14 protein-coding genes and 1 tRNA gene are annotated in these 19,671 nt (G+C 60.0%); 10 read left to right on the top strand and 5 right to left on the bottom strand.

The window, feature by feature from the left end; all coding sequences use genetic code 11:
- Positions 1-87 precede the first annotated feature (87 nt).
- Together mraY and OHL18_RS19950 are read left to right on the top strand one after the other, a co-directional pair.
- Positions 88-1,224, top strand: a complete 1,137-nt coding sequence (gene mraY / locus OHL18_RS19945; RefSeq protein ID WP_263376641.1) for a phospho-N-acetylmuramoyl-pentapeptide-transferase — start codon at positions 88-90, stop codon at positions 1,222-1,224.
- Between the two features lie 101 nt (positions 1,225-1,325).
- On the top strand, positions 1,326-2,075 hold the full coding sequence (locus tag OHL18_RS19950; protein WP_263376642.1) for a nucleotidyltransferase domain-containing protein: 750 nt from the start codon (positions 1,326-1,328) through the stop codon (positions 2,073-2,075).
- A gap of 44 nt (positions 2,076-2,119) precedes the next feature.
- Here OHL18_RS19950 and OHL18_RS19955 read toward each other — a convergent pair whose 3' ends face one another.
- Both OHL18_RS19955 and OHL18_RS19960 read right to left on the bottom strand, forming a co-directional pair.
- Positions 2,120-2,404, bottom strand: a complete 285-nt coding sequence (locus OHL18_RS19955; RefSeq protein WP_263376643.1) for a PIN domain-containing protein — start codon at positions 2,402-2,404, stop codon at positions 2,120-2,122.
- Between the two features lie 156 nt (positions 2,405-2,560).
- Positions 2,561-2,965, bottom strand: coding sequence for a hypothetical protein (locus OHL18_RS19960; protein ID WP_263376644.1), 405 nt, complete (start codon positions 2,963-2,965; stop codon positions 2,561-2,563).
- An 88-nt stretch (positions 2,966-3,053) separates the two neighbouring features.
- On the opposite strand from OHL18_RS19960, the gene murD reads away from it, so the two are divergent.
- The 3 genes from murD to murG all read left to right on the top strand — a co-directional run bounded on the left by murD (position 3,054) and on the right by murG (position 6,742).
- Positions 3,054-4,424 (top strand): UDP-N-acetylmuramoyl-L-alanine--D-glutamate ligase, encoded by a 1,371-nt coding sequence (gene murD / locus OHL18_RS19965; protein WP_263376771.1) that lies wholly within the window; start codon positions 3,054-3,056, stop codon positions 4,422-4,424.
- A 105-nt stretch (positions 4,425-4,529) separates the two neighbouring features.
- Positions 4,530-5,624, top strand: a complete 1,095-nt coding sequence (gene ftsW / locus OHL18_RS19970) for a putative lipid II flippase FtsW (RefSeq protein ID WP_263376645.1) — start codon at positions 4,530-4,532, stop codon at positions 5,622-5,624.
- A gap of 47 nt (positions 5,625-5,671) precedes the next feature.
- Positions 5,672-6,742, top strand: coding sequence for an undecaprenyldiphospho-muramoylpentapeptide beta-N-acetylglucosaminyltransferase (murG, locus tag OHL18_RS19975; RefSeq protein WP_263376646.1), 1,071 nt, complete (start codon positions 5,672-5,674; stop codon positions 6,740-6,742).
- A gap of 187 nt (positions 6,743-6,929) precedes the next feature.
- On the opposite strand, the gene OHL18_RS19980 is transcribed toward murG, so the two are convergent.
- Both OHL18_RS19980 and OHL18_RS19985 read right to left on the bottom strand, forming a co-directional pair.
- On the bottom strand, positions 6,930-7,919 hold the full coding sequence (locus tag OHL18_RS19980; RefSeq protein ID WP_263376647.1) for a YXWGXW repeat-containing protein: 990 nt from the start codon (positions 7,917-7,919) through the stop codon (positions 6,930-6,932).
- Between the two features lie 156 nt (positions 7,920-8,075).
- Entirely contained in the window at positions 8,076-9,140 is a 1,065-nt protein-coding gene (locus OHL18_RS19985) for an acetamidase/formamidase family protein (protein ID WP_263376648.1), read from the bottom strand.
- Positions 9,141-9,231: 91 nt separating this feature from the next.
- On the opposite strand from OHL18_RS19985, the gene OHL18_RS19990 reads away from it, so the two are divergent.
- The 3 genes from OHL18_RS19990 to OHL18_RS20000 all read left to right on the top strand — a co-directional run bounded on the left by OHL18_RS19990 (position 9,232) and on the right by OHL18_RS20000 (position 13,193).
- The gene (locus OHL18_RS19990; protein ID WP_263376649.1) at positions 9,232-11,706 is read left to right on the top strand and encodes a heavy metal translocating P-type ATPase; all 2,475 of its coding nucleotides are present in this window, start codon (positions 9,232-9,234) and stop codon (positions 11,704-11,706) included.
- Between the two features lie 231 nt (positions 11,707-11,937).
- Positions 11,938-13,062: a sensor histidine kinase gene (locus tag OHL18_RS19995; RefSeq protein WP_263376650.1), complete on the top strand. Its 1,125-nt coding sequence runs from the start codon at positions 11,938-11,940 to the stop codon at positions 13,060-13,062.
- A 56-nt stretch (positions 13,063-13,118) separates the two neighbouring features.
- Positions 13,119-13,193: transfer RNA gene (locus OHL18_RS20000), tRNA-Gly, on the top strand.
- 37 nt (positions 13,194-13,230) lie between these two features.
- On the opposite strand, the gene OHL18_RS20005 is transcribed toward OHL18_RS20000, so the two are convergent.
- Entirely contained in the window at positions 13,231-14,616 is a 1,386-nt protein-coding gene (locus OHL18_RS20005; RefSeq protein WP_263376651.1) for a hypothetical protein, read from the bottom strand.
- Positions 14,617-14,819: 203 nt separating this feature from the next.
- On the opposite strand from OHL18_RS20005, the gene OHL18_RS20010 reads away from it, so the two are divergent.
- Both OHL18_RS20010 and OHL18_RS20015 read left to right on the top strand, forming a co-directional pair.
- Entirely contained in the window at positions 14,820-18,338 is a 3,519-nt protein-coding gene (locus OHL18_RS20010) for a TonB-dependent receptor (RefSeq protein ID WP_263376652.1), read from the top strand.
- Positions 18,339-18,434: 96 nt separating this feature from the next.
- Positions 18,435-19,259, top strand: a complete 825-nt coding sequence (locus OHL18_RS20015) for a DUF1868 domain-containing protein (protein ID WP_263376653.1) — start codon at positions 18,435-18,437, stop codon at positions 19,257-19,259.
- Positions 19,260-19,671: the final 412 nt, after the last annotated feature.

A 19,671-nucleotide genomic window follows, 5' to 3' on the forward strand; every position in this document is an offset into this window, starting at 1 on the left:
ACCGTGTCTCCGTGCCTGTTAAGATGGGCCTGTGTCCCAAATAGGCTGTTTTCGTGGGGCGCTCCATCTTGAGGGGCGGAATCGACTTTGCTCTATTGGCTGCTGTACCAGAAGCTGTTTCCCTACTTCCGGCTGTTCCGCATCTTCCACTATCTGACCTTTCGGACGGTGTTCGCGAGCCTGACGGCGCTGTTGACCGGGCTGCTGATCGGGCCGTTTCTGATCGCGAGGCTGCGCGAGTTCCAGATCGGCCAGTACATTCGCGAGGAAGGGCCGCAGTCGCACCAGAAGAAGGGCGGGACGCCGACAATGGGCGGGCTGCTGATCGTGATCTCGATCCTGGTGCCCACGTTGCTGTGGTCGGATCTATCAAACCCGTTTGTGTGGGTGGTGACGCTGTCGATGCTGGCGTTTGCCGGGATCGGGTTTATCGATGACTACGCGAAGGTGACGAAGCGGACGAACAAGGGGCTTTCGGCGCGCGGAAAGCTGATACTTCAGTTCCTGGCGAGCGGCGGGGTTGCGGTGGCGCTGGTGGCAATCGAGCAGCGAGGGAACTACTCGACGCGGCTGATGGTGCCGTTTCTGAAGCGTTTCCGGCCGAATCTTGTGATCGACAGCTTCCTGCATATGCCACATCTGTACTGGCTGGCGTTTGTGCCGTTCGTGCTGTTCGTGATGGTGGTCATTACGGGGGCGAGTAACGCTGTCAATCTGACGGACGGGCTGGACGGCCTGGCGATCGGATGCACGATCATCGCGGCGGGCGCGTTGACGATGCTGACCTATGTCAGCGGGCATGTGGTGTTTTCTGACTATCTCGAGCTGCAGCGTATGCCTATGGTCAGTGAGCTGACGGTCTTCTGCGGAGCGATGGTGGGGGGGAGTATTGGCTTCCTTTGGTACAACGCGCATCCGGCAGAGGTATTTATGGGCGACGTGGGATCGCTGGCGCTGGGCGGGGCGATTGGGACCGTTGCGGTCGTTATCAAGCAGGAGCTGCTGCTGCCGTTGATTGGCGGCGTCTTCATCATGGAGCTGCTCAGCGTGATCCTGCAGGTGGGTAGTTACAAGCTGCGGAACGGTAAACGCATCTTCAAGATGGCCCCGCTGCACCATCATTTTGAACTCCTGGGGTGGTCGGAGTCGAAGGTGATTGCAAGGTTCTGGATTCTGGCGCTGATCTTCGCGTTGCTGGCTTTGACGACTTTGAAGCTAAGATGATTCATTTGGGCATTCGGCAGAACGTCTATCCGTCCTCGTTTGTCCAATGGTTCACGAGAAGAGCGTTTGTCGGGACCAACCTCCAGAAATAGAATGTGAAGATGAAAGCGCAAGAACCAGTGCTGGAAACCGCTCTTGATCTTGTGCGGCGCTTTGTGGCCAGCTACGCGCCTGCGCCGCCCTGTGTATTGTTGGCGGGTTCGCGAGGGCGAGGCACAGCGAAGAAAAACTCCGATTACGATCTGGTCTTTCTTTATTCCGAGCTTCCTTTAGGAGCCTGGAGAGAGATGACTTTGTATGAAGGGGCAGATCTCGAAATATTCGCTCACGATCACCGTAGCCTGCAGTACTTTCTGCGTGAAATTGAGCGTCCCTCCGGCGAAGCAAGCTTAGCCTGCATGGTTTCCGAGGGAATCTCCATTCTTGGCGCGAATGGCGTAATTGAGAACAAGGCAAAAGATATTGCGCGAGAGTTTCTCGTTTCCGGACCATTACCTCTCGATGATGTGAGATCGTCGCAACGCAGATACGCGATCACGGATCTCGCCGAGATGCTGAAATCCGCAGACTCAACTGCGCAGCGGATTGCGATTGGCAGTGCTCTATATCCCGCCCTGGGCGGCTTCGTGCTATCCGCAAACGGGCGCTGGACGGCCACTGGTAAAGCCTTACCAGCCGCTCTCCGAAACTTCAGCCCAAGCCTGGAACTCGAGTTCACAGATGCATTTGAGCATCTCTACACAAGCGGAAATGATTCGTTGTTGCAGAATCTCGTCGATGACATTTTGAAACCGTTCGGCGGTCGATTGCGCAGTGGCTTCCGTCAGCAGGCACCGGCCTCTTGGAGATAGAGGAGCGTCACTCCTGATAAGTCGGCTTATCGCACCCGACTTGGTCAATCCCCATCGAGCAACAGGACGTTCCCAGAGTACTTCGGCCCCGCCAGATGAAGAATCGCCTTATCCATCGTGACCAAGACGCCGTCTTCGCGCACCGCAAGGCCGAGCAGGCAGGTGTCCGTGATCTGCTGATGGCCGGAGAGTCGCTCCGCAAAGGGCGCGGAAAGTGTGCTCCAGTCGTCGACGACAGGCCAGAACCAGTGTCCGGGATGTCCTGGAAGAAGCGACAACGCCTCCATTGACTCGGCCATGGTGTGGCCGCCGATTCTGGGATTCGTCATGACTCGGATGAACCCGGCCTGTGTCAGCAGACAGGTTGCCCAACCAGCGCCGCTCCGTCCCTCGCTCAACCGCGTATCGAACCATCTGTGCGATGGTGGGGATGGGCGCCGTCGTGGAGTGCAATGAGAACGTTGACGTCGGCAAGATGCGCCGCGTCAGTCAATCTCGTCTTCCTGAGCGGCCTTGACCATCTCTGGTGTCAGCACTCGCCCGTTCGCCGGAAAGAACGCCAGCCCGTTGTCTGCAATCACCATCCGGGACGGACGCGGAGATGGCTGTGAACGGCGCATCGATTCGAACTCGGCCATGATCTCGGCGTGAGAGATCGTCTGGCCGGGATGTGCGGCCAGCCATGCCTTGGACTCGGCGACGGCGCGGCGTTCGTCAGCGCTTTCCGGTTCATCGTCAAGTGGGGCGTTAGCGATGGCGCGGGAGACGGGATCGAGCGTCGTCTCCGGCTGCCATACCAATCGCGCACGGCCCCGTGGTAGCGAGGCGGTCGGGTCCATCGGACGGACTGTTCCGCTGTCGTCGATTTCGACCTCAATCGTCATCGTCACAAGAGACCTCCTCGCTGACACAGAGCATACCAAACCCCCGGGTAGAAGGCCGTCACACGGATGCATTAAGCTGGTACGCATGGCATCGATGGAACTGAAGAATAAGCGCGTTCTGGTGGTTGGTATTGGCAAGTCCGGCATCTCGGCGGCGATGTTTCTGCGAGGGCTGGGGGCGCGGGTGACAGTGTCCGATACGCGGTCGGCGATTGCGCTGGCGGAGCAGATTCCGGCGCTGCTGGATGCGGGGGTAATGGTGGAGTCGGGTGGGCATGGGTTGCTGACGTTCCGCCGGCAGGATTTGATTGTGGTTTCGCCGGGGGTGCCGCTCGACACGCCGGAGGTGAAGCAAGTGATCGGCTACGGGCTACCGGTGATCGGCGAGCTTGAGCTGGCGACGCGCTTCCTGAAAGGGCAGATCGTGGCCGTAACTGGGTCGAACGGGAAGACGACGACCACCAGTCTGATTGGGAAGATCTTTGCCGATGCGGGGCGACCGACGCAGGTGGGTGGGAACATCGGACTGCCGGTGATCGAGCTGATTGCGGGAAGCACGGACGAGACGACGAACGTGCTGGAGGTCTCGAGCTTCCAGTTGGAGACGACCGAGGAGTTTCATCCAAGGATTGCGGTCATTCTGAACATCACGCCGGACCATCTGGATCGGCATCACAGCTTTGAGGCGTATGTGGCGGCCAAGGAGAAGATCTTCGCCAACCAGACGGCAGACGATGCGCTTGTGCTGAGCGCGGATGATCTGACGACGCAGATGTGCGCGGGTAAGACCAAGGCGCGGGTGTACTGGTTCAGCGCGACGAAGGTGGTGCGGCAGGGAGCGTTTCTACGCGATGGCGTGGTGTGCTGGGTGGAGAAGGAGGGCGGAAAGTCGGAGCCGATTCTGCCCGTGGCGGAGATTCACCTGAAGGGGACGCACAACGTCGAGAACGTGCTGGCGGCGGTGTGCGCGGCGCGGCTGGCGGGCGTTCCGGCGGAGCAGATTCGTGCGGCTGTAGCGAGCTTCAAGGCGGTCGAGCATCGGCTGGAGTACGTGCGGACGGTGAAGGGTGTGGAGTACTTCAATGACTCGAAGGCGACGAACGTGGATGCGGCGATGAAGGCAGTGGAGTCGTTTGCCGGGTGCGTGCATTTGATCCTTGGCGGGAAAGATAAGGACTCCGACTACACGCAGATGGCGCAGGTGGGTGGCAAGCCGTTGGGTGAAAGGGTCAAGAGTGTTTATACGATTGGTTCGGCGGCCGAAAAGATTGAGCGGCAGCTGGTGGGGGTTGTCAAGATAGTAAGTGCCGGTACGCTAGCAACGGCGGTGGCGAAGGCGGCTTCAGGCGCGACGGCGGGCGATGTGGTGCTGCTGGCGCCGGCCTGTTCGAGCTTCGATCAGTTTGATAACTATGAACACCGCGGCCGGGTCTTCCGGCAGTTGGTGATGGACCTTCCGGGCTGATGCAGTGGTCGGCGAAGGGAGAAAAGCGGATCCTCCGACTTCGTCGAAGGATGACAAGACGAATTTGTTGAAGGATGACAAGTTCAGGGTTGGGAAGCAGGCGGAATGGCGAAGCGCGTTGGCGTTGACAAATGGCTCTTCGGAACAGTTCTGCTGCTGGTGCTCTTTGGGCTGGTGACGGTGTTTTCGGCCTCTGCCGTGATGGCGAAGGACCAGTATGGGTCGCCGTACCCTTACATGCTGAAGCAGGCGTTCTGGGCAGGGATGGGCCTGATCGCGCTGGTGGCGCTGATGAAGGTCGACTACAAGCGCTATAACAATCGCAAGTTTGTGATTGGCGCCGTGAGTGTGACGACGCTGCTACTGGTGGCGGTATTTGCCGCGCCGGGGTCGCACCACACGCACCGGTGGTTTCGGTTTGGCGGACTATCGACGTTCCAGCCTTCGGAGCTGGCCACGCCGGTGATGATCCTGTTTCTTGCGTACTTCCTACAGACTCGCCTGCACCAGATGGACGACTACAAAGGAACCATCCTGAAGGCGGTAGCGCCGCCGCTGCTGATGATCGCGCTGATCTTGAAGGAGCCGGACCTGGGGACGGCGCTGGTGTGCGCGGGAGTGATGCTTTTCATGCTGTATCTGGCAGGCATGCAGATGCGGTACATCTGGATTGGCGGGCTGGCTGCGGTGCCGGTGCTGGGATACATGCTGTTCTTCGTGCCATGGCGGCTGGCTCGTATGAAGGTCTTTCTCGATCCTGAGGCCGATCCGCGTGGCGCCGGGTTTCATATCCTGCAGTCGCTGATTGCCGTGGGTACGGGTGGGATTCGCGGGCTGGGACTGATGGAAGGGCGGCAGAAGCTGTTCTATTTGCCGGAGCCGCATACGGACTTTATCTTTGCCAATGTGTGTGAGGAGCTGGGGCTGATCGGTGCGCTGATGCTGGTGGGGCTCTTTGTAGCGCTGGCGTATCGCGGGATGCGGGCGGCGTATCTTTCGACCGATCCGTTTGCGCGGTTCATGGCGTTTGGAATTACCTCGGCGATCATCATCCAGGCGTTTTTCAACATGAGTGTCGCGGTCGCGCTGGTGCCGACCAAGGGTATTACTCTGCCGTTCATCTCGTATGGTGGGACGTCGCTGTTTGTGACGCTGGCGTGCATGGGTGTGTTGCTGAACATTACGCGCGAGATCGACTAAGAACAGGGTGTAGGGAATAGGGTGTAGGGAGTAGAAAGACAAGGTCGATGCGGGTTTTGATTGCGGGTGGGGGGACTGGCGGGCATGTGATTCCGGCGCTGGCGATCGCGCGGGAGGTTCGCGATGCTTACGGGGCCGAGGTGCGGTTCGTGGGAACGGCGCGAGGTCTGGAGACGCGGCTGGTACCGGAGGCCGGGTTTCCGCTCGAGTTGATTCATGTCGGGCAGTTGAAGAATGTGAGTCTGGCGACGCGGGTGCGGACGCTCGTTGATTTGCCGCTGGGGATTCTGAGGTGTGTCAGCCTCCTGCGGAGTTATCGGCCGCAGGTGGTGGTGGGTGTCGGGGGGTATGCTTCGGGGCCGGCTATGCTGGCGGCTATCCTGTTGCGCGTGCCGACGCTAGCGTTTGAGCCGAATGCAGCTCCTGGGCTGGCGAACCGGCTTGCTGGGCGGTTTGTGACGGCGGCGGCGGTGAACTTCGAGGAGACGACGCGGTACTTTCGCGGAGCCAGGGTGACGGGGATTCCGGTGCGGGAGGAGTTTTTCTTGATTTCGCCGAAGGCTCATGGCGCGGCGAAACGGCTGCTGGTGTTTGGGGGGAGCCAGGGGGCGAGGATTCTCAACCAGATCATGCCGACGATCCTGTTTCCGCTGCTGCGCGATGTGCCGGGGCTTACTGTGCTGCATCAGTCCGGGCCGAGGGCGGAGGAGGAGACGCGACAGGCGTATCTCGATACCGGAGCGGACGAGTCGCGGTGGCAGGTGAGCGCGTATCTCGAGGACATGCCGGCCCGGTTTGCGGAGGCCGACCTGATTCTTTGCCGCTCAGGGGCAAGCACGATGGCGGAGCTTGCGGCGGCGGGGAAGGCTAGTTTGCTGGTGCCGTTTGCGGCGGCGACAGATGATCACCAGAGGAAAAATGCTGAGGCGTTCGTGAATGCGGGCGCAGGGCGGATGATTCTGGAAGGCGAACTGAGTTCGCAGGCGCTGATCGATGCGCTGATGGCTATGCTGCGAGATGAGAGCGCGTTGAGGGCGATGGGGGAGAAGGCGCGGACGCTGGCTCATCGGGATGCTGTGAAAGAGATTGGAGCTATGGCGCGGGAGTTGGCGGGATAGGATGAGCGCGCATTCTTGCCTGAAAGCCTGAGAGTTAATGGGTCGTTCAAGCGGACTCGGGGTCCTTCAACTGCATTCGTCGCAAAAGCGCGACGAACTTCGCTCAGGATGACGGATTTTTGCAAGAAGCAGGACAGCAAAGGCTGGGATCGATTGATCCCAGCCTTTGCTGTCCTGCGCTTGAAACTTAGTGGTGCGGGCCACCGTGATTTCCGCCACCACCGCCGCCTCCGTGGGGAGCGCCGCCACCGCTAGGGGCTGCATGGCCGCCTCCGCCGAAGTTAGCGCGGGGCGCGGGCTGGCCGCCACCGGAGTTACCGCGGGGTTGTGCCCCGCCGAAGCCCCCGGGATTGCCACCCTGGCCGGGGCGGAAGCTGGAGCCGGGGTTTACAGCCTGGCCCCGTCCGCCGTTGTTGAAGCCATTGCCGTAGGCGCCTCCGGGGCGAGCCTGTCCGGGCTGGTTGAAGGACTGGCGGTTGTTATTGGCGAAGCTGCCGTTGCGGTCGTTGACGCCCCCGTAGGCTCCGCGGAGGTTACTGCCATTGGCGACGCGGACACCGTTGCTGGTGCTGGAGAAGTTGCCACGACCGTCGTTCTGGCCAAAGCCGCCGCGGCCAGCGGTGTTGAAGGTGCCGCCACGGTGATCGTTGCCAACGCCACGGGCGAAGCTGGAGCCGCCGGGGCGACCATCGAAGCCGTCGATGTGGCGACTATAGACGTTGACGCTAGTGAAACGACCGCCGAAGTGGTTGTATTCGCGGTTATAGAAGAAGTGGTTGTGGTTCCAGTACCCGCCGTAGAAGCCGACGCCGAAGTAGCCGAAGCCGTAGTTGATGCCGCCATAGTATCCGACGGTCGGACCCCAGTATCCGGCATTCCAGAAGTAGCCGCTGCCGCCGTAGCCCCAGTAGCCGGGGGTCCAGAGCGCGCCCGGATAGGGGGCGAGAACCCATTGGCCGTCTACCCACTCGTAGCCGTCGTCGGTGTACTGCCAGTAGCCGGGAGTCCAGATGTAGCCGTCGCCGGGACAGACGGGTTGGACGTAGACCGGAATAGGGGGAGGAGCGAAACCGACAGAGATAAAGACGCGTGCTTCAGCGGCCTGAGGCGCGAGCATAAGCGCACCGGCCAGCATTGCCGTTGCGAGAGTGTTTGTGATGATGCGCGTGAACTTCATGGCTTCTGCCCTGGCCTGCCTCTCCTTCGTTTTCCCGGTACCGCTTTGCTGCTGCGGGTTGCGCGGAGGGTAGAGCCTTTGAGTCTCGGCCGGTAGGTTATCGGTCCGGGCTCACAGCTATTTAGACACAAATTGTGTCCAGTTGTTGCGTTTACTTCACTTCAAGCTGCCGGTGAACAGTGACTTCGGACACATCACATGGACACCACTTTTGGTATCAACAAGTTGGGTGATGTCTACATCGCAGGCGGTGGAGATGAGGGCGTAAGCGTCTTCGCGTGAGAGCAGCGGATGGTCGGGATTCTGCTGCGACAGGAAGGTGATCATGTTGCGGACGGCCATCTCGGTGGCCTGCTTCAGGTCTTCGTTGAAGCCCATGGCGATGTAGGCGGTAGGCGTCTCGGCGCGGGGCCAGCGTAAGGGGGCCGGATCGTCCGGCTTGGCCTTGTGGAGGATGAACTGGAAGGTGCCGGTGAGCTGGGTCTCGAGGGCGGTGATGTCGACCTCGCCGTTGCCCTGTCCGGCATGGCCGTCGCCGACCTCGAAGAGGCCGCCTTTGGCGTTGACGGGGATGAAGAGGGTGGTACCCGCGACCATCTCCTTGTTGTCGATGTTTCCGGCGTGCATCCATGGCGGAGCGGAGTTGTACTTGCCCGCACCTTCGGGTGGGGCGAGGCCCATGCTGCCGAAGAAGGGATGGAGCGGGATGGTGATGCCGGGAGCGAATGCGGCGGTCATGGTCTGGCGGTCGAGCGGGATGATTTTGGTGCGGCCGTAGGGGAAGTCGTCGGGAAGAAAGCCGCGGCCAGGGCCGAAGCCGTTGCAGGCCCAGGGGACGTCGATCTGAACCTTCTGGATGCGGACTTCGAGCACGTCGCCGGGTTCAGCGCCGGTGACGGCTACGGGGCCGGTGAGAATGTGGCCGCCGGGGCCGCGGTCGGTGGCGGGGACCTCGGTGTAGATCTTGCGGACGGAGTCGGGGATGTCAGCGGGCTTCACGCCGAGGGATTCAAGGCGCTCGGCGGGGCCGCAGGTGGAGAGCGTCTGGATGGTAACGGTGTCGCCGGGATTGACCGTGAGTACCGGCTTCGCCTTCGCGGAGTAATAGCCCCAGGCCACGGTTGTTGGGGTGGCGAGCAGTGTCTGCTGGGCGGGAAGCGTGGTTGCGGTAAACGAGGCGGCGAGAGCGGCCAGCGGCAGAGCGAACAGTTTGAGCGGCATGGGATGGGTATAACACAAAGCTATGAGGCCCTCGGCTCTGGCTACCTGCTTCGGTCAGGCCAAGCTCGCATCTGATAAACAGAAGGTACCCATGACGACATCTCTGAAAGATCAGGCAACAGTTGAGATCGACCCGGTCTGTGCCATGAAAGTTGACCCTGCGAAGGCGGCGGCTACAGCGGAGTTCGAGGGCAAGGATTATTACTTCTGCGGCAAAGGGTGTGCGGCAAAGTTCCATGCCGATCCCGAGAAGTATCTGAGACCAAAGCCTGGGACGACAGTCAAGGATCCGGTGTGTGGGATGACCGTCGATCCAGCGAAGGCTGCGGGGAGTAAAGAGTACAAGGGTACGACGTACTCCTTCTGCGGCAAAGGCTGTATGGCAAAGTTTCACGCCGAGCCGGAGAAGTATCTGAAACCGAAGGCTGCTCCATCTCTCCCGCCTGAGGCGGTGCCGGGGATGAAGTACACGTGTCCGATGGACCCGGAGATTATCCGCGACAAGCCTGGAGCTTGCCCGAAGTGCGGCATGGCGCTCGAGCCAATGACGGTCACGCTGGATGAGTCGAATCCGGAGCTGGACAGCATGATGCGGCGGTTCTGGATCGGGGTGGCGCTCACACTGCCGCTGCTCGCGATCATGGTGTCGGAACTGCTTGCTGGGCAGCCCTTGCAGCATCTCCTGGGCGGCGGGTTGGGATGGTTTGAGTTTGCTGTCGCAACGCCGGTTGTTTTGTGGGGGGGATGGCCGTTCTTTCAACGGGGATGGGCTTCGATCGCCAGCCGCAACCTGAATATGTTTACGCTGATCGCTATTGGGTCGGGCGCGGCGTATCTGTATAGCGTTGTGGCCGTGGTCGCTCCGGGAGTCTTTCCGGTGTCGTTCCGCATGGCGGACGGGATGGTTGGGCTCTATTTTGAAGCAGCGGCGGTGATCACCGTGCTGGTGCTGCTGGGGCAGGTGCTGGAGTTGAAGGCGCGGAGCCAGACGGGCTCGGCGATCAAGGCGCTGCTGGGACTGGCTCCGAAGACGGCACGGCGGGTCAACGCCGATGGAAGTGAGCATGATGTCGACCTCGCCGAGGTGCATGTTGGCGACCGCTTGCGGGTCAGGCCGGGCGAGCGGGTGCCGACCGACGGCATCGTGATCGATGGGGCAAGTTCGGTCGATGAGTCGATGGTCAGCGGTGAGCCGATTCCGGTGCAGAAGGAGAAGGACGCGAAGGTGATCGGTGGGACCATCAATGGGACGGGGACGTTCACCATGAAGACGGAGCGCGTCGGAGCCGATACGCTGCTGGCGCAGATCGTGAAGATGGTGAGTGAGGCGCAGCGGACGCGCGCACCGATCCAGCGGCTGGCAGACCGTGTGGCTGCGTACTTTGTGCCGGCGGTCTTGCTGGCTGCTGCAGTTACGTTCGCTGCATGGGCGATCTATGGACCGGCACCGCAGTATGCTCATGCCCTGGTGAATGCTGTAGCGGTGCTGATCATCGCGTGTCCGTGTGCGCTGGGACTGGCCACGCCGATGGCGATCATGGTGGGCACGGGCCGGGGAGCACACGAGGGCATCCTGTTTCGCAATGCCGAATCGCTCGAGACGATGGAGAAGGTCGACACGCTGGTGGTCGACAAGACTGGGACGCTGACCGAGGGTAAGCCGAAGGTGAACTCGGTTGCGGCGGCGGGGGGATTTGACGAGACCGCAGTTCTTCGGTTCGCGGCGAGCCTGGAGAAGGCGAGTGAGCATCCGCTGGCTGCGGCGGTGCTCGCGGCAGCGCGGGAGCGCGGGCTAGAGCCGGCAGCGGTGGAGGGCTTCCAATCTGCGACGGGTACAGGTATCTCGGGTACTGTCGAGGGGAGAAGCGTGATCGTGGGGAATGCCTCTGGCATCGCGAAGTCTGGCGCATCGATTGACGGATTGCGCGAACGGGCCGAGGCGATGCAGCGCGAGGGGCAGACGGTGATGTACGTCGCCGTCGATGGCGCTTTGGCGGGATTGATAGCGGTTGCCGACCCGATCAAGGCGACGACGGAAGAGGCTCTGAGGCAGCTGCGGGACAAAGGCGTCAAGGTCATCATGGTGACGGGCGACAACCAAGCTACGGCTGCGGCGGTCGCGGGCAGACTGGGAATCGAGTTTGAGGCAGACGTGCTGCCGCAGCGGAAGGCCGAGATCGTGAAGCGTCTGCAATCGGAAGGCCGGATCGTTGCGATGGCGGGCGACGGAGTCAATGACGCTCCGGCGCTGGCGCAGGCAAACGTGGGCATTGCGATGGGTACGGGAACCGACATAGCGATGGAGGCGGGCGGAGTGACGTTGGTGCGTGGCGACCTGCGCGGGGTCGCTAAGGCTCATGCGTTAAGCCGGGCGACGATGCGAAATATCCGGCAGAATCTATTCTTCGCCTTCTTCTACAACGCGATAGGTGTTCCGGTTGCGGGCGGCGTACTGTTTCCCTTCCTGGGCGTTCTCTTGAGTCCAATGATCTCTGCTGCAGCTATGAGCTTCAGCTCAGTTTCAGTGATCGCGAACTCCCTGCGCCTGCGCTCCACCAGGATCTAATGTTGGCCATCCATGCGGGCGCACGCAGGAAAGTTGGTGCAGTGAAGTGCAGCCAAAGTCCCGCAGGGTGCGTTGTTTGAGGACTTTATTTAATCCGGCCCGAACGAGTAAGGTAAGAGATGGTTTTGATCGTGGAAACTCTTACGGAAGGTTCACTGAGAGGCCACGCTTTGGGGGCGGCATCCGCCATCGTGCAGCCGTCAGTAACTGACCGGAGAATGGAATGTAGCCATGTTGGATCCTGTTGCCTTGATGCCTCACGCTGTCTGCTGGGCTGCCGCGCCAAAGCTGATCTGGACCATGGTGGTCACGAACGCGATCACTTTTCTGAGCTATCTCAGCATCTGTCTGACGTTGCTGTTTCTGGTCAGGCGAACCGGGCGCGTCATTGCTCGCGACTGGGCCTACTTCCTTGTGGGCTTCGCCCTGTTCATCGTAGCCTGCGGATCGACCCACCTGCTTGAAGTGATCACGACCTGGACCCCGGTCTTCTGGGTGGATGCGTGGACGAACATTCTGACGGCGGTGCTTTCGGCGTACGTGGCGATCATGCTGATCCGACGCGCGGGCCGAATCGGATTTGGCGTGAACGACTACGCGGAGAGGCTTCAGAACTCGGAGGCGGAGCGGCTGCAGTTGCAGGAGAGCCTGATCTCGGCACAGAAGATCGAGGAGTGGAGCCGCATCTCCGCAGCGGTAAGCCACGAGATTCGCGGGCCGCTTGAGGCCATCCAGAACCTCCAGTTTCTGATCCAGAATGCAGAAGGGATCTCGCCGGAGATTGCTGATATGGCACTGAGCACCACCGAAGAGGCGGCACGGGTGCTGGCGATCTCTGATTCCACGCTCTCGTTTATGCGGGAGACGAAGGGAAGAGAGGCGCTCGACATCGCGAAGGCGCTCGAATCGGTTCGCTTCCTGCTCAACCCGCTGATTCGGGAAAAGGGTCTCGACTTCCAGGTAGAGGTCTCCGGCAACTGCGTCGTCGAGGCTTATCCGGGGGAGATTCGCCAGATCCTTCTCAACATCATTCGCAACGCGTGTGAGGCAGCGGTTGGGCGTGGGTCGAGGGTGTTGATACAGGTACAGGGCGAAGAAGACGGGGTGCAGGTGACGGTAAGCGATACCGGCCCGGGGATCGACCCGGAGATCATGCAGAACCTGTTCAGCTTTGGTAAGTCGACCAAAGGGAGCAAGGGTAATGGAATTGGATTGTGGACGGTCAAGCACCTTATGGACAAGCATCATGGCGAGGTGAAGGTCGACTCGGTCGTCGGAAGAGGGACCAGTTTCCGGTTGTGGTGGCCGGCAAAGGTGGAGCAGGAGCGCGCCGACCTGCTGATGGCGGGCGATTGAGTCGACTGCAGAGAAGCTCTTCGAGCGATGCCGCCAATATATATAATGGGGATGTTGCGGGAGTAGTTCAGTGGCAGAACGTCAGCTTCCCAAGCTGAATGTCGCCGGTTCGATCCCGGTCTCCCGCTCCAACGACTTCATCGCGAAAGTCATCAAGCACATATACACTCAGCGATTTTCAATGCGCGATGCGATGATTTCCAGTCGAGAGGCTTCGACGCCGATGCTCCTGGAACGCAGAAGCAGTTCAAAGTAAGGAATAGATCCGTCAGGATTGCGGATCGACCGCAGAAATGGCAGCAGATAGCCGTCGTCGAAGACGAAGTCCGCTGCGGTCTCCGTGCCGGCCATCGACTGGCCTTCCAGGATAAGGACATTTTCGGACCCACTCAGCGAAGGACGATAAGCTACGAGACCGTAGACCGTGTGTTCCGGATCGTTGTTGAGCGCGTCGTACTTTGGCTGCTCACCCGGTCGCGGGGCGCGGTTGACGATCGAGAAGACTCCGGCGGCAAGGTCGTTCTCGAAGTAGAAGTTCATCGACGGCTCGAAGAGCTGGACCCAGGGAGTCGACTCGTATGTGCCGAGGAGTACGAGATTGCCCTGTTTGATGTCGTCCATGCGGAGATCGCGGGCGTAGCGAAACTGGGTCCGGTCGAGATCCAGGCCGGGCATGCGAAAGAGTCGGTTCTGGATGTTGACGTCGACGATGGAGGTATATCGCCGGATACCAAGGTTGATCGTCTGGGCGACGGGGTATGCGGTGGGCGGCAGATTCTTGAGATAGTCGCCGTTGAGATAAGTGTCGAGGGTGATGCGGCGCCTGGTCAGGTTTTGCAGGATGACAAGGCCGCTGTCGGCAAGGATGACATTTGTCTTGTGGTTCGCGTTGAAGAGGCTCGACCAGAAGAGCGGGACGCTTTCGCTAACGGCGACGGTAGGTCTTGCGTGCCGGCGCTCTAACACAAGAGCGCCGATGCTGGTCGCGGCGACGAGAGCGGTCGCGATGAGGGCGATGGTCAGGATTCTGATGAGGGATGTTTTGCGCGGCGTCTCCTGCGTGACCGGGAGTGACGGTGAGACGGGCGATGGCGCAGGCTCGGCGGCGACAATGATTCCGGGGTTGGGAAAGGGCTTTGGCGTCTCCGGTTGAGAGGATTCGGTGTGAGGATGCCGCGGCTCGAAGACCGGGATGTAACCGCCCTTGGGAATGGTCAGGAGAAGCTCTTCTTCGGCACCTTCTTCAGCGAAGTATTGCCCGAGGCGATGACGGAGTCTGCTGGCGTGGGAGCGGACGATGCTGTCGATGCCGGGATCGTAGTCCGGATTGCGGCCGAAGACGACGGAGCCAATGTACTGTTCGTTGATGTTTTGAGTCTGTCCGCTTTGCGCGAGCTGGCAGACGCAGGTGAGAAAGCTTGAGAGTCGCTCTGATTTTGCAAAGGACGGGGAGGCGACGATGCGTTCGACCAGCTGCCAGCGAGGGTCGTCCTCTGTCTCAGGCGACTGGGTGCGGCGGTTCGGTTTGGTTGGAGTTGCTATCAAGTCTGCCAAGAGTTCCTAGTCACGCAGCACTATCAAGTGGAGTTATTTAGGGGTAATGTGAGGTTAAATGAACGTCGTGAAAGGACGGTAAATCACTGTTTGTAATAGGGTTATATCGTTTAACAGCGAAGTCGCTGCGAATTGCCTAGGTCTATCTCCGGATGCTGGCTAGAGTTCGAGTCATCACAGCCAACTCTGGAGACTACCTCGCCATGAACCCTTGCCGCATAAGTCCTTCGTCCTCTTCCACGTTTTTCCTGCGATTGCCTGCAAGGGTGATGCTGCTGATTCTGTTCCTGATTGCGGGGGTGTCGGGTCTGCACGCGCAGTTCGATGCCGGCGCGGTGCTGGGAACGATCAAAGACCCTTCGGGATCGAATATTCCGGCTGCGACCGTGCAGTTGCTGAACCTGTCCAAGGGTGTGAAGGTGGTTCGCCTGACGGATGGGAATGGCGACTACGAGTTCGATAGCATCCAGGCGGGAGAGTACACGTTGACGGTATCGGCTCCGGGATTTTCGACTTCGACGACCGATCCGTTCACGGTGACGGTGGGGGCGCGGCAGCGCGTAGGACTGACGCTGAAGCTGGGCTCCAACAGCGAGAGCGTGACCGTGTCGGGCGCAGCGAGCCAGCTTGAGACCGAGACCAGCGACCGGGGCGAGACGGTGCAGACGGCCGAGGCGGTGACGTTGCCGCTCAATGGGCGATCGTATGCCGATCTCTCGGTGCTGGTGCCCGGAGTTCGTAAGTCGCTGCTGGGTACGGTGGCGTCGAACCCGCCTCGGGACGCTTCGTACAACGCTAACGGCCTGACCTCGCAGTCGAACAACTTCGAGCTGGACGGCATCGATAACAATGCCTACCAGGAGGCGAACCAGGGTTACTCGAATGAGGCTGTGATCCCGTCGCCCGACGCGATCCAGGAGTTCAAGGTGCAGACGGACAACTACTCGGCTGAGTATGGGCGGGCCGGCGGCGCGATCGTGAATGCCACCACGCGCAGCGGCAGCAACAGCTTTCATGGCGGCGTATACGACTATCTTCGCAATACGAACCTCAACGCCTTTGGGCCTTTCATCGGCACAGGCGTGAAGCCGACGCTGGTGCAGAATCAGTTCGGAGGGACCTTTGGCGGGCCGATCCTGAGAGACAAGGCCTTCTTCTTCGTCGACTATGAGGGGCTCCGGTCGAGTGCGCATCTTCTAACGACCGCCATTCTGCCGACGGCCACGGAGCTGACTGGCCTGTTTACGGTCGATGGCACGGCGGCAGGTGCCCCGGTGCCGGTGAAGAATCCCTATACGGGAACTGTTTATGCGAACGGCCAGGTTCCGCTGAGCGATCCGAACATCGACCCGGTTGCGCTCGCCGTGTTCAAAGTGCTGCCGACCCCAAACATCCCAGGTGCGGCGCTCACCGCCAATAACTACCAGTACCTTCCTGCCAGCACTACGAAGGACGACAAGGGAGACGCCCGTGTTGACTTCAACCTGAACTCAAAGCAGAACGGCTTCTTCCGCTATAGCCAGCGCGCGGTGCAGTTCTTTCAGCCGCCGAGTTACCCCGGTCCTGCCGGTGGAAACAACAATGGGACGCTTTACGCGCGGACGCGTCAGCTGGCGGCTGGATATAACTGGACGGTGACATCGAGCTCGATCCTCGAACTTCGGTTTGGCCAGACCTGGACGGAGAGCGGAAAAAGCCCGGCCTATCTTGGACAGCCGAACTTTCTCGCAGGCATCCCGAACGTTCCGCAGGACCCCAGCTATACCGGTGGGTTGAACACGCAGACGGTCACGGGCTTTACCGCCTTCGGAGAGCAGGCGACCAACCCGCAATTCACCAACCCGACACAGGCGAATCCCAAGGTCAACTACACCTGGATCAAAGGCCACCACAGCTTGAAGGTTGGCTATGAGTACGGCTGGCTTGCGCAGGCCATTTCGGACTTCCATCCAAAGTTTGGGTCTGATACGTACTCCGGTCAGTTCAGTTCGGCGGGCAAGACGACGACGCCGCAGGCTGCCAATCTTGCCGACTTCCTCTTCGGAGCGCGGAACAACTACTCGCTAAATGCGGTGAATGAGGTGAACTACAAGCGCTTCTGGCACATGGGTTACGTGCAGGACGACTGGAAGCTGCTGCCGAAGCTCACCATCAACGCTGGACTGCGGTATGAGTTCATGTCGCCGAACTTTGAGCAGGACAACAAGCTGCTGAACTTCGATCCTGTGAATCAACAGCTTCTACATGCCGGAACTGGCACCGACGTGAATAGCACGGCGACAGGCCACGTCTACAAGCTGCACTACGTCGGCGGGAGTTCGCTCGCAGACCGGGCGTTGGTGAACCCGGACTACAAGGACTTCGGGCCGCGCCTTGGCCTCGCTTACCAGGTGCTGCCGGGGACCGTGGTTCGCGGCGGCTACGGCATCAGCTATGCGTATCTCTTCCGATTTGGCGGTGAAGGACTGCTCGCCTACAACGGGCCGGACAACTACTCCGCAACGCTGCCGGTCAACCAGACTCCGAGCCAGGGCATCTGCACCTCGCTGACCCAGGATCCGACTACCTGCTTCCGTCGCACCCAGGATGGATATCAGACTAACTTCGCCGGACCGACCAACTTCACGACGACGCGCGCGCAGACGCGTTACACGCCGAAAGACTTCAAGAACGGATATGTGCAGGCTTACCACGTCTCCGTGCAGCAGCAGTTACCGAAGGACGCGACGCTTGAAGTCTCGTACGTGGGCAACCACGCGGTGCACATCGCAACCCTGGAAGACACGAACCAGGCGCGGCTCTGCACGGCGGCTGAGATCTCCGATGGAGCTTGCGTCTCGACGGGAACCGCATCGCTGCTCAACCGGCGTCCGATTCAGAACTTCACTGACATTCTCACCGAGACCAACGCCGGCTTCCTGGTCTACAACTCACTGCAGACGAAGCTGGAGCGCCGCTTCAAGAACGGACTGTTCCTCATCAACTCGTTCACCTGGTCGCGCGGTATCAATAACTCCTCCGCCGACCTCGAAGCGAACAACGGTGATGGTGCGGTGACAAACATCGCGAATCCGGCTGGAGATCGCGGCCCGTCGGGATACAACCAGCCGTTGAACGATACGACCTCGGTGATCGCGGACCTTCCCTTTGGGCATGGACGCAGGTATGGCTCCAACGCGCCGGCATGGCAGCAGCAACTGCTTGGAGGCTGGCAACTGACGGGCATCAATATCGTCACCAGTGGCGTGCCGATTGACTTGACGTACACGGCGAACACGAATCAGGTGGTATCTACGACGAGCTCTGTCTATGCGCTGCGGCCCAACCTGGTCACGACTGCGGGCGCGGTCTACGGCAGCACGTTGACGAAGTCCAAGAGCGCGCTTGGCGGCTACCTCAACCCTGCGGCGGTCTCCGGACCTACGGGTGCGCAGCTCTTCGGCAACGCTGGCCGCAATGATCTTCGCGGGCCAGCATTCGCGCAGTTTGACCTTGCGGCGCATAAGAAGTTCACTCTGCTGACGGATCGCCAGACGCTGGAGTTCCGCATCGAGGCCTTCAACGTGCTGAACTCGACCAACTACATTAGCCCAAGTGCCAACATCGGCACGGAGAGCGCGACGGGGACGTTGAGCCCAAACGCCAGCTTCGGGACCTTCAGCGGAAGCACCAGCGTCTTCCCGTCACGACAGGTGCAACTGGCTCTTCGTCTCGCTTTCTAGCTCAAACCGAACCTGGCAATCAGGACGACAACCGCCTTCACCTTTGGGGGCGTGGGTCGTCCTGTCTCAAAAAAACTCGTAATTAAGGATTTCTTCATGCCTCATGAAACACAGCTCCAGAGCCGTCGTAATTTTCTGATCAATTCATCGGTCACATCTCTCGCTGGCGCGCTTCCAACCTCGTTGTTCGCGGAGATTGCAAAGCCCCAGGTGGCGGACGACCACGATCCGGAAGCCACCCCTACTCGCGACACACTCCTCAAGTTCTATCCCGATGGCCGCCGCCGGGCGTTTGCGGGCAATACGGTCATCTGCCACTTGCCTCAGCAGAGCTATACCCGTGACGCGATCACTGCTCTTGGCGACGCGCTTCGGACAAGTCCCTTCATCCATAAGCTCGGCATGTTGCCCAGCGAGAGTTACCACATGACGGTGTTTCCCGGTGCGAACGATCAAGGACGCACGGCTGAAAACTGGCCGTCGGATATTCTGCGCGATGCACCTATCTCCGAATGCAATCACATCATCGGTGAGCGCATGAAGAGCTTCCATACGGAGTGCCAGCTTCCTATTCGCGTGTCCGTGAACCCCAGCCATACGCTCGGCTATGGCCGTGCCTGTACGCTCCGGCTATCGCCTGCTGACGATGCGGAGAACCGCAAGCTGCGGACTCTGCGGGACCGGCTCTCGGACGCTTACAGGTTCAGATTGAAGGACCACGCCACATACGCCTTTCACATGACCCTGGCCTATCAGGTTGCTCCCTTCACTTCGCAGGAACAAAAGGAGTATCAATCGCTGTTGGAACGGCATGTTCCAGAGATTATTGGGACTGCGCCCATCCTCGAACTAGGGGTGCCTGAGTTCTGCACTTTTGAAGACATGTATCGATTTGAGATCAAGACGCTGTTGCAGACCTAGCGGCTAAGTCTGCGACGTTGTGGCTTTTACTTTATCGCTGCTAAGCCGCCCAATTATGTAGTTTGGAGTGCACAGAAGTCGCTCTTTCCAGAAGCTAGCCGCTGCAGACGAATCCGAACTCAGGAGGCTTTTTTAGTTTCGGCAACTAATCGCTAGAGTGTGCCGCTTCGCCTGCCAGGGCAGCCGAAGCGACTCTTAAGTAATCATTCTTTTTATTTTTTTCATAGCTAGGCAAATCTCGTGATAGATTTCATTCATCCGCCTGAAGCTATCTTTTTTCATAGAAAGGCTTAGGTGCATAGGGCCCCTCGTAGAGCGTTTGTGATGGAAGGTCCCTATGACACCGAGTCTCCACGGTGCTGGGCGGAGCTTTGCCGCCAAGACCGTTTGCCCATTTTGGTTAGCCGGCACG

This window comes from Granulicella aggregans (assembly GCF_025685565.1).
Lineage (GTDB): Bacteria > Acidobacteriota > Terriglobia > Terriglobales > Acidobacteriaceae > Edaphobacter > Edaphobacter aggregans_B.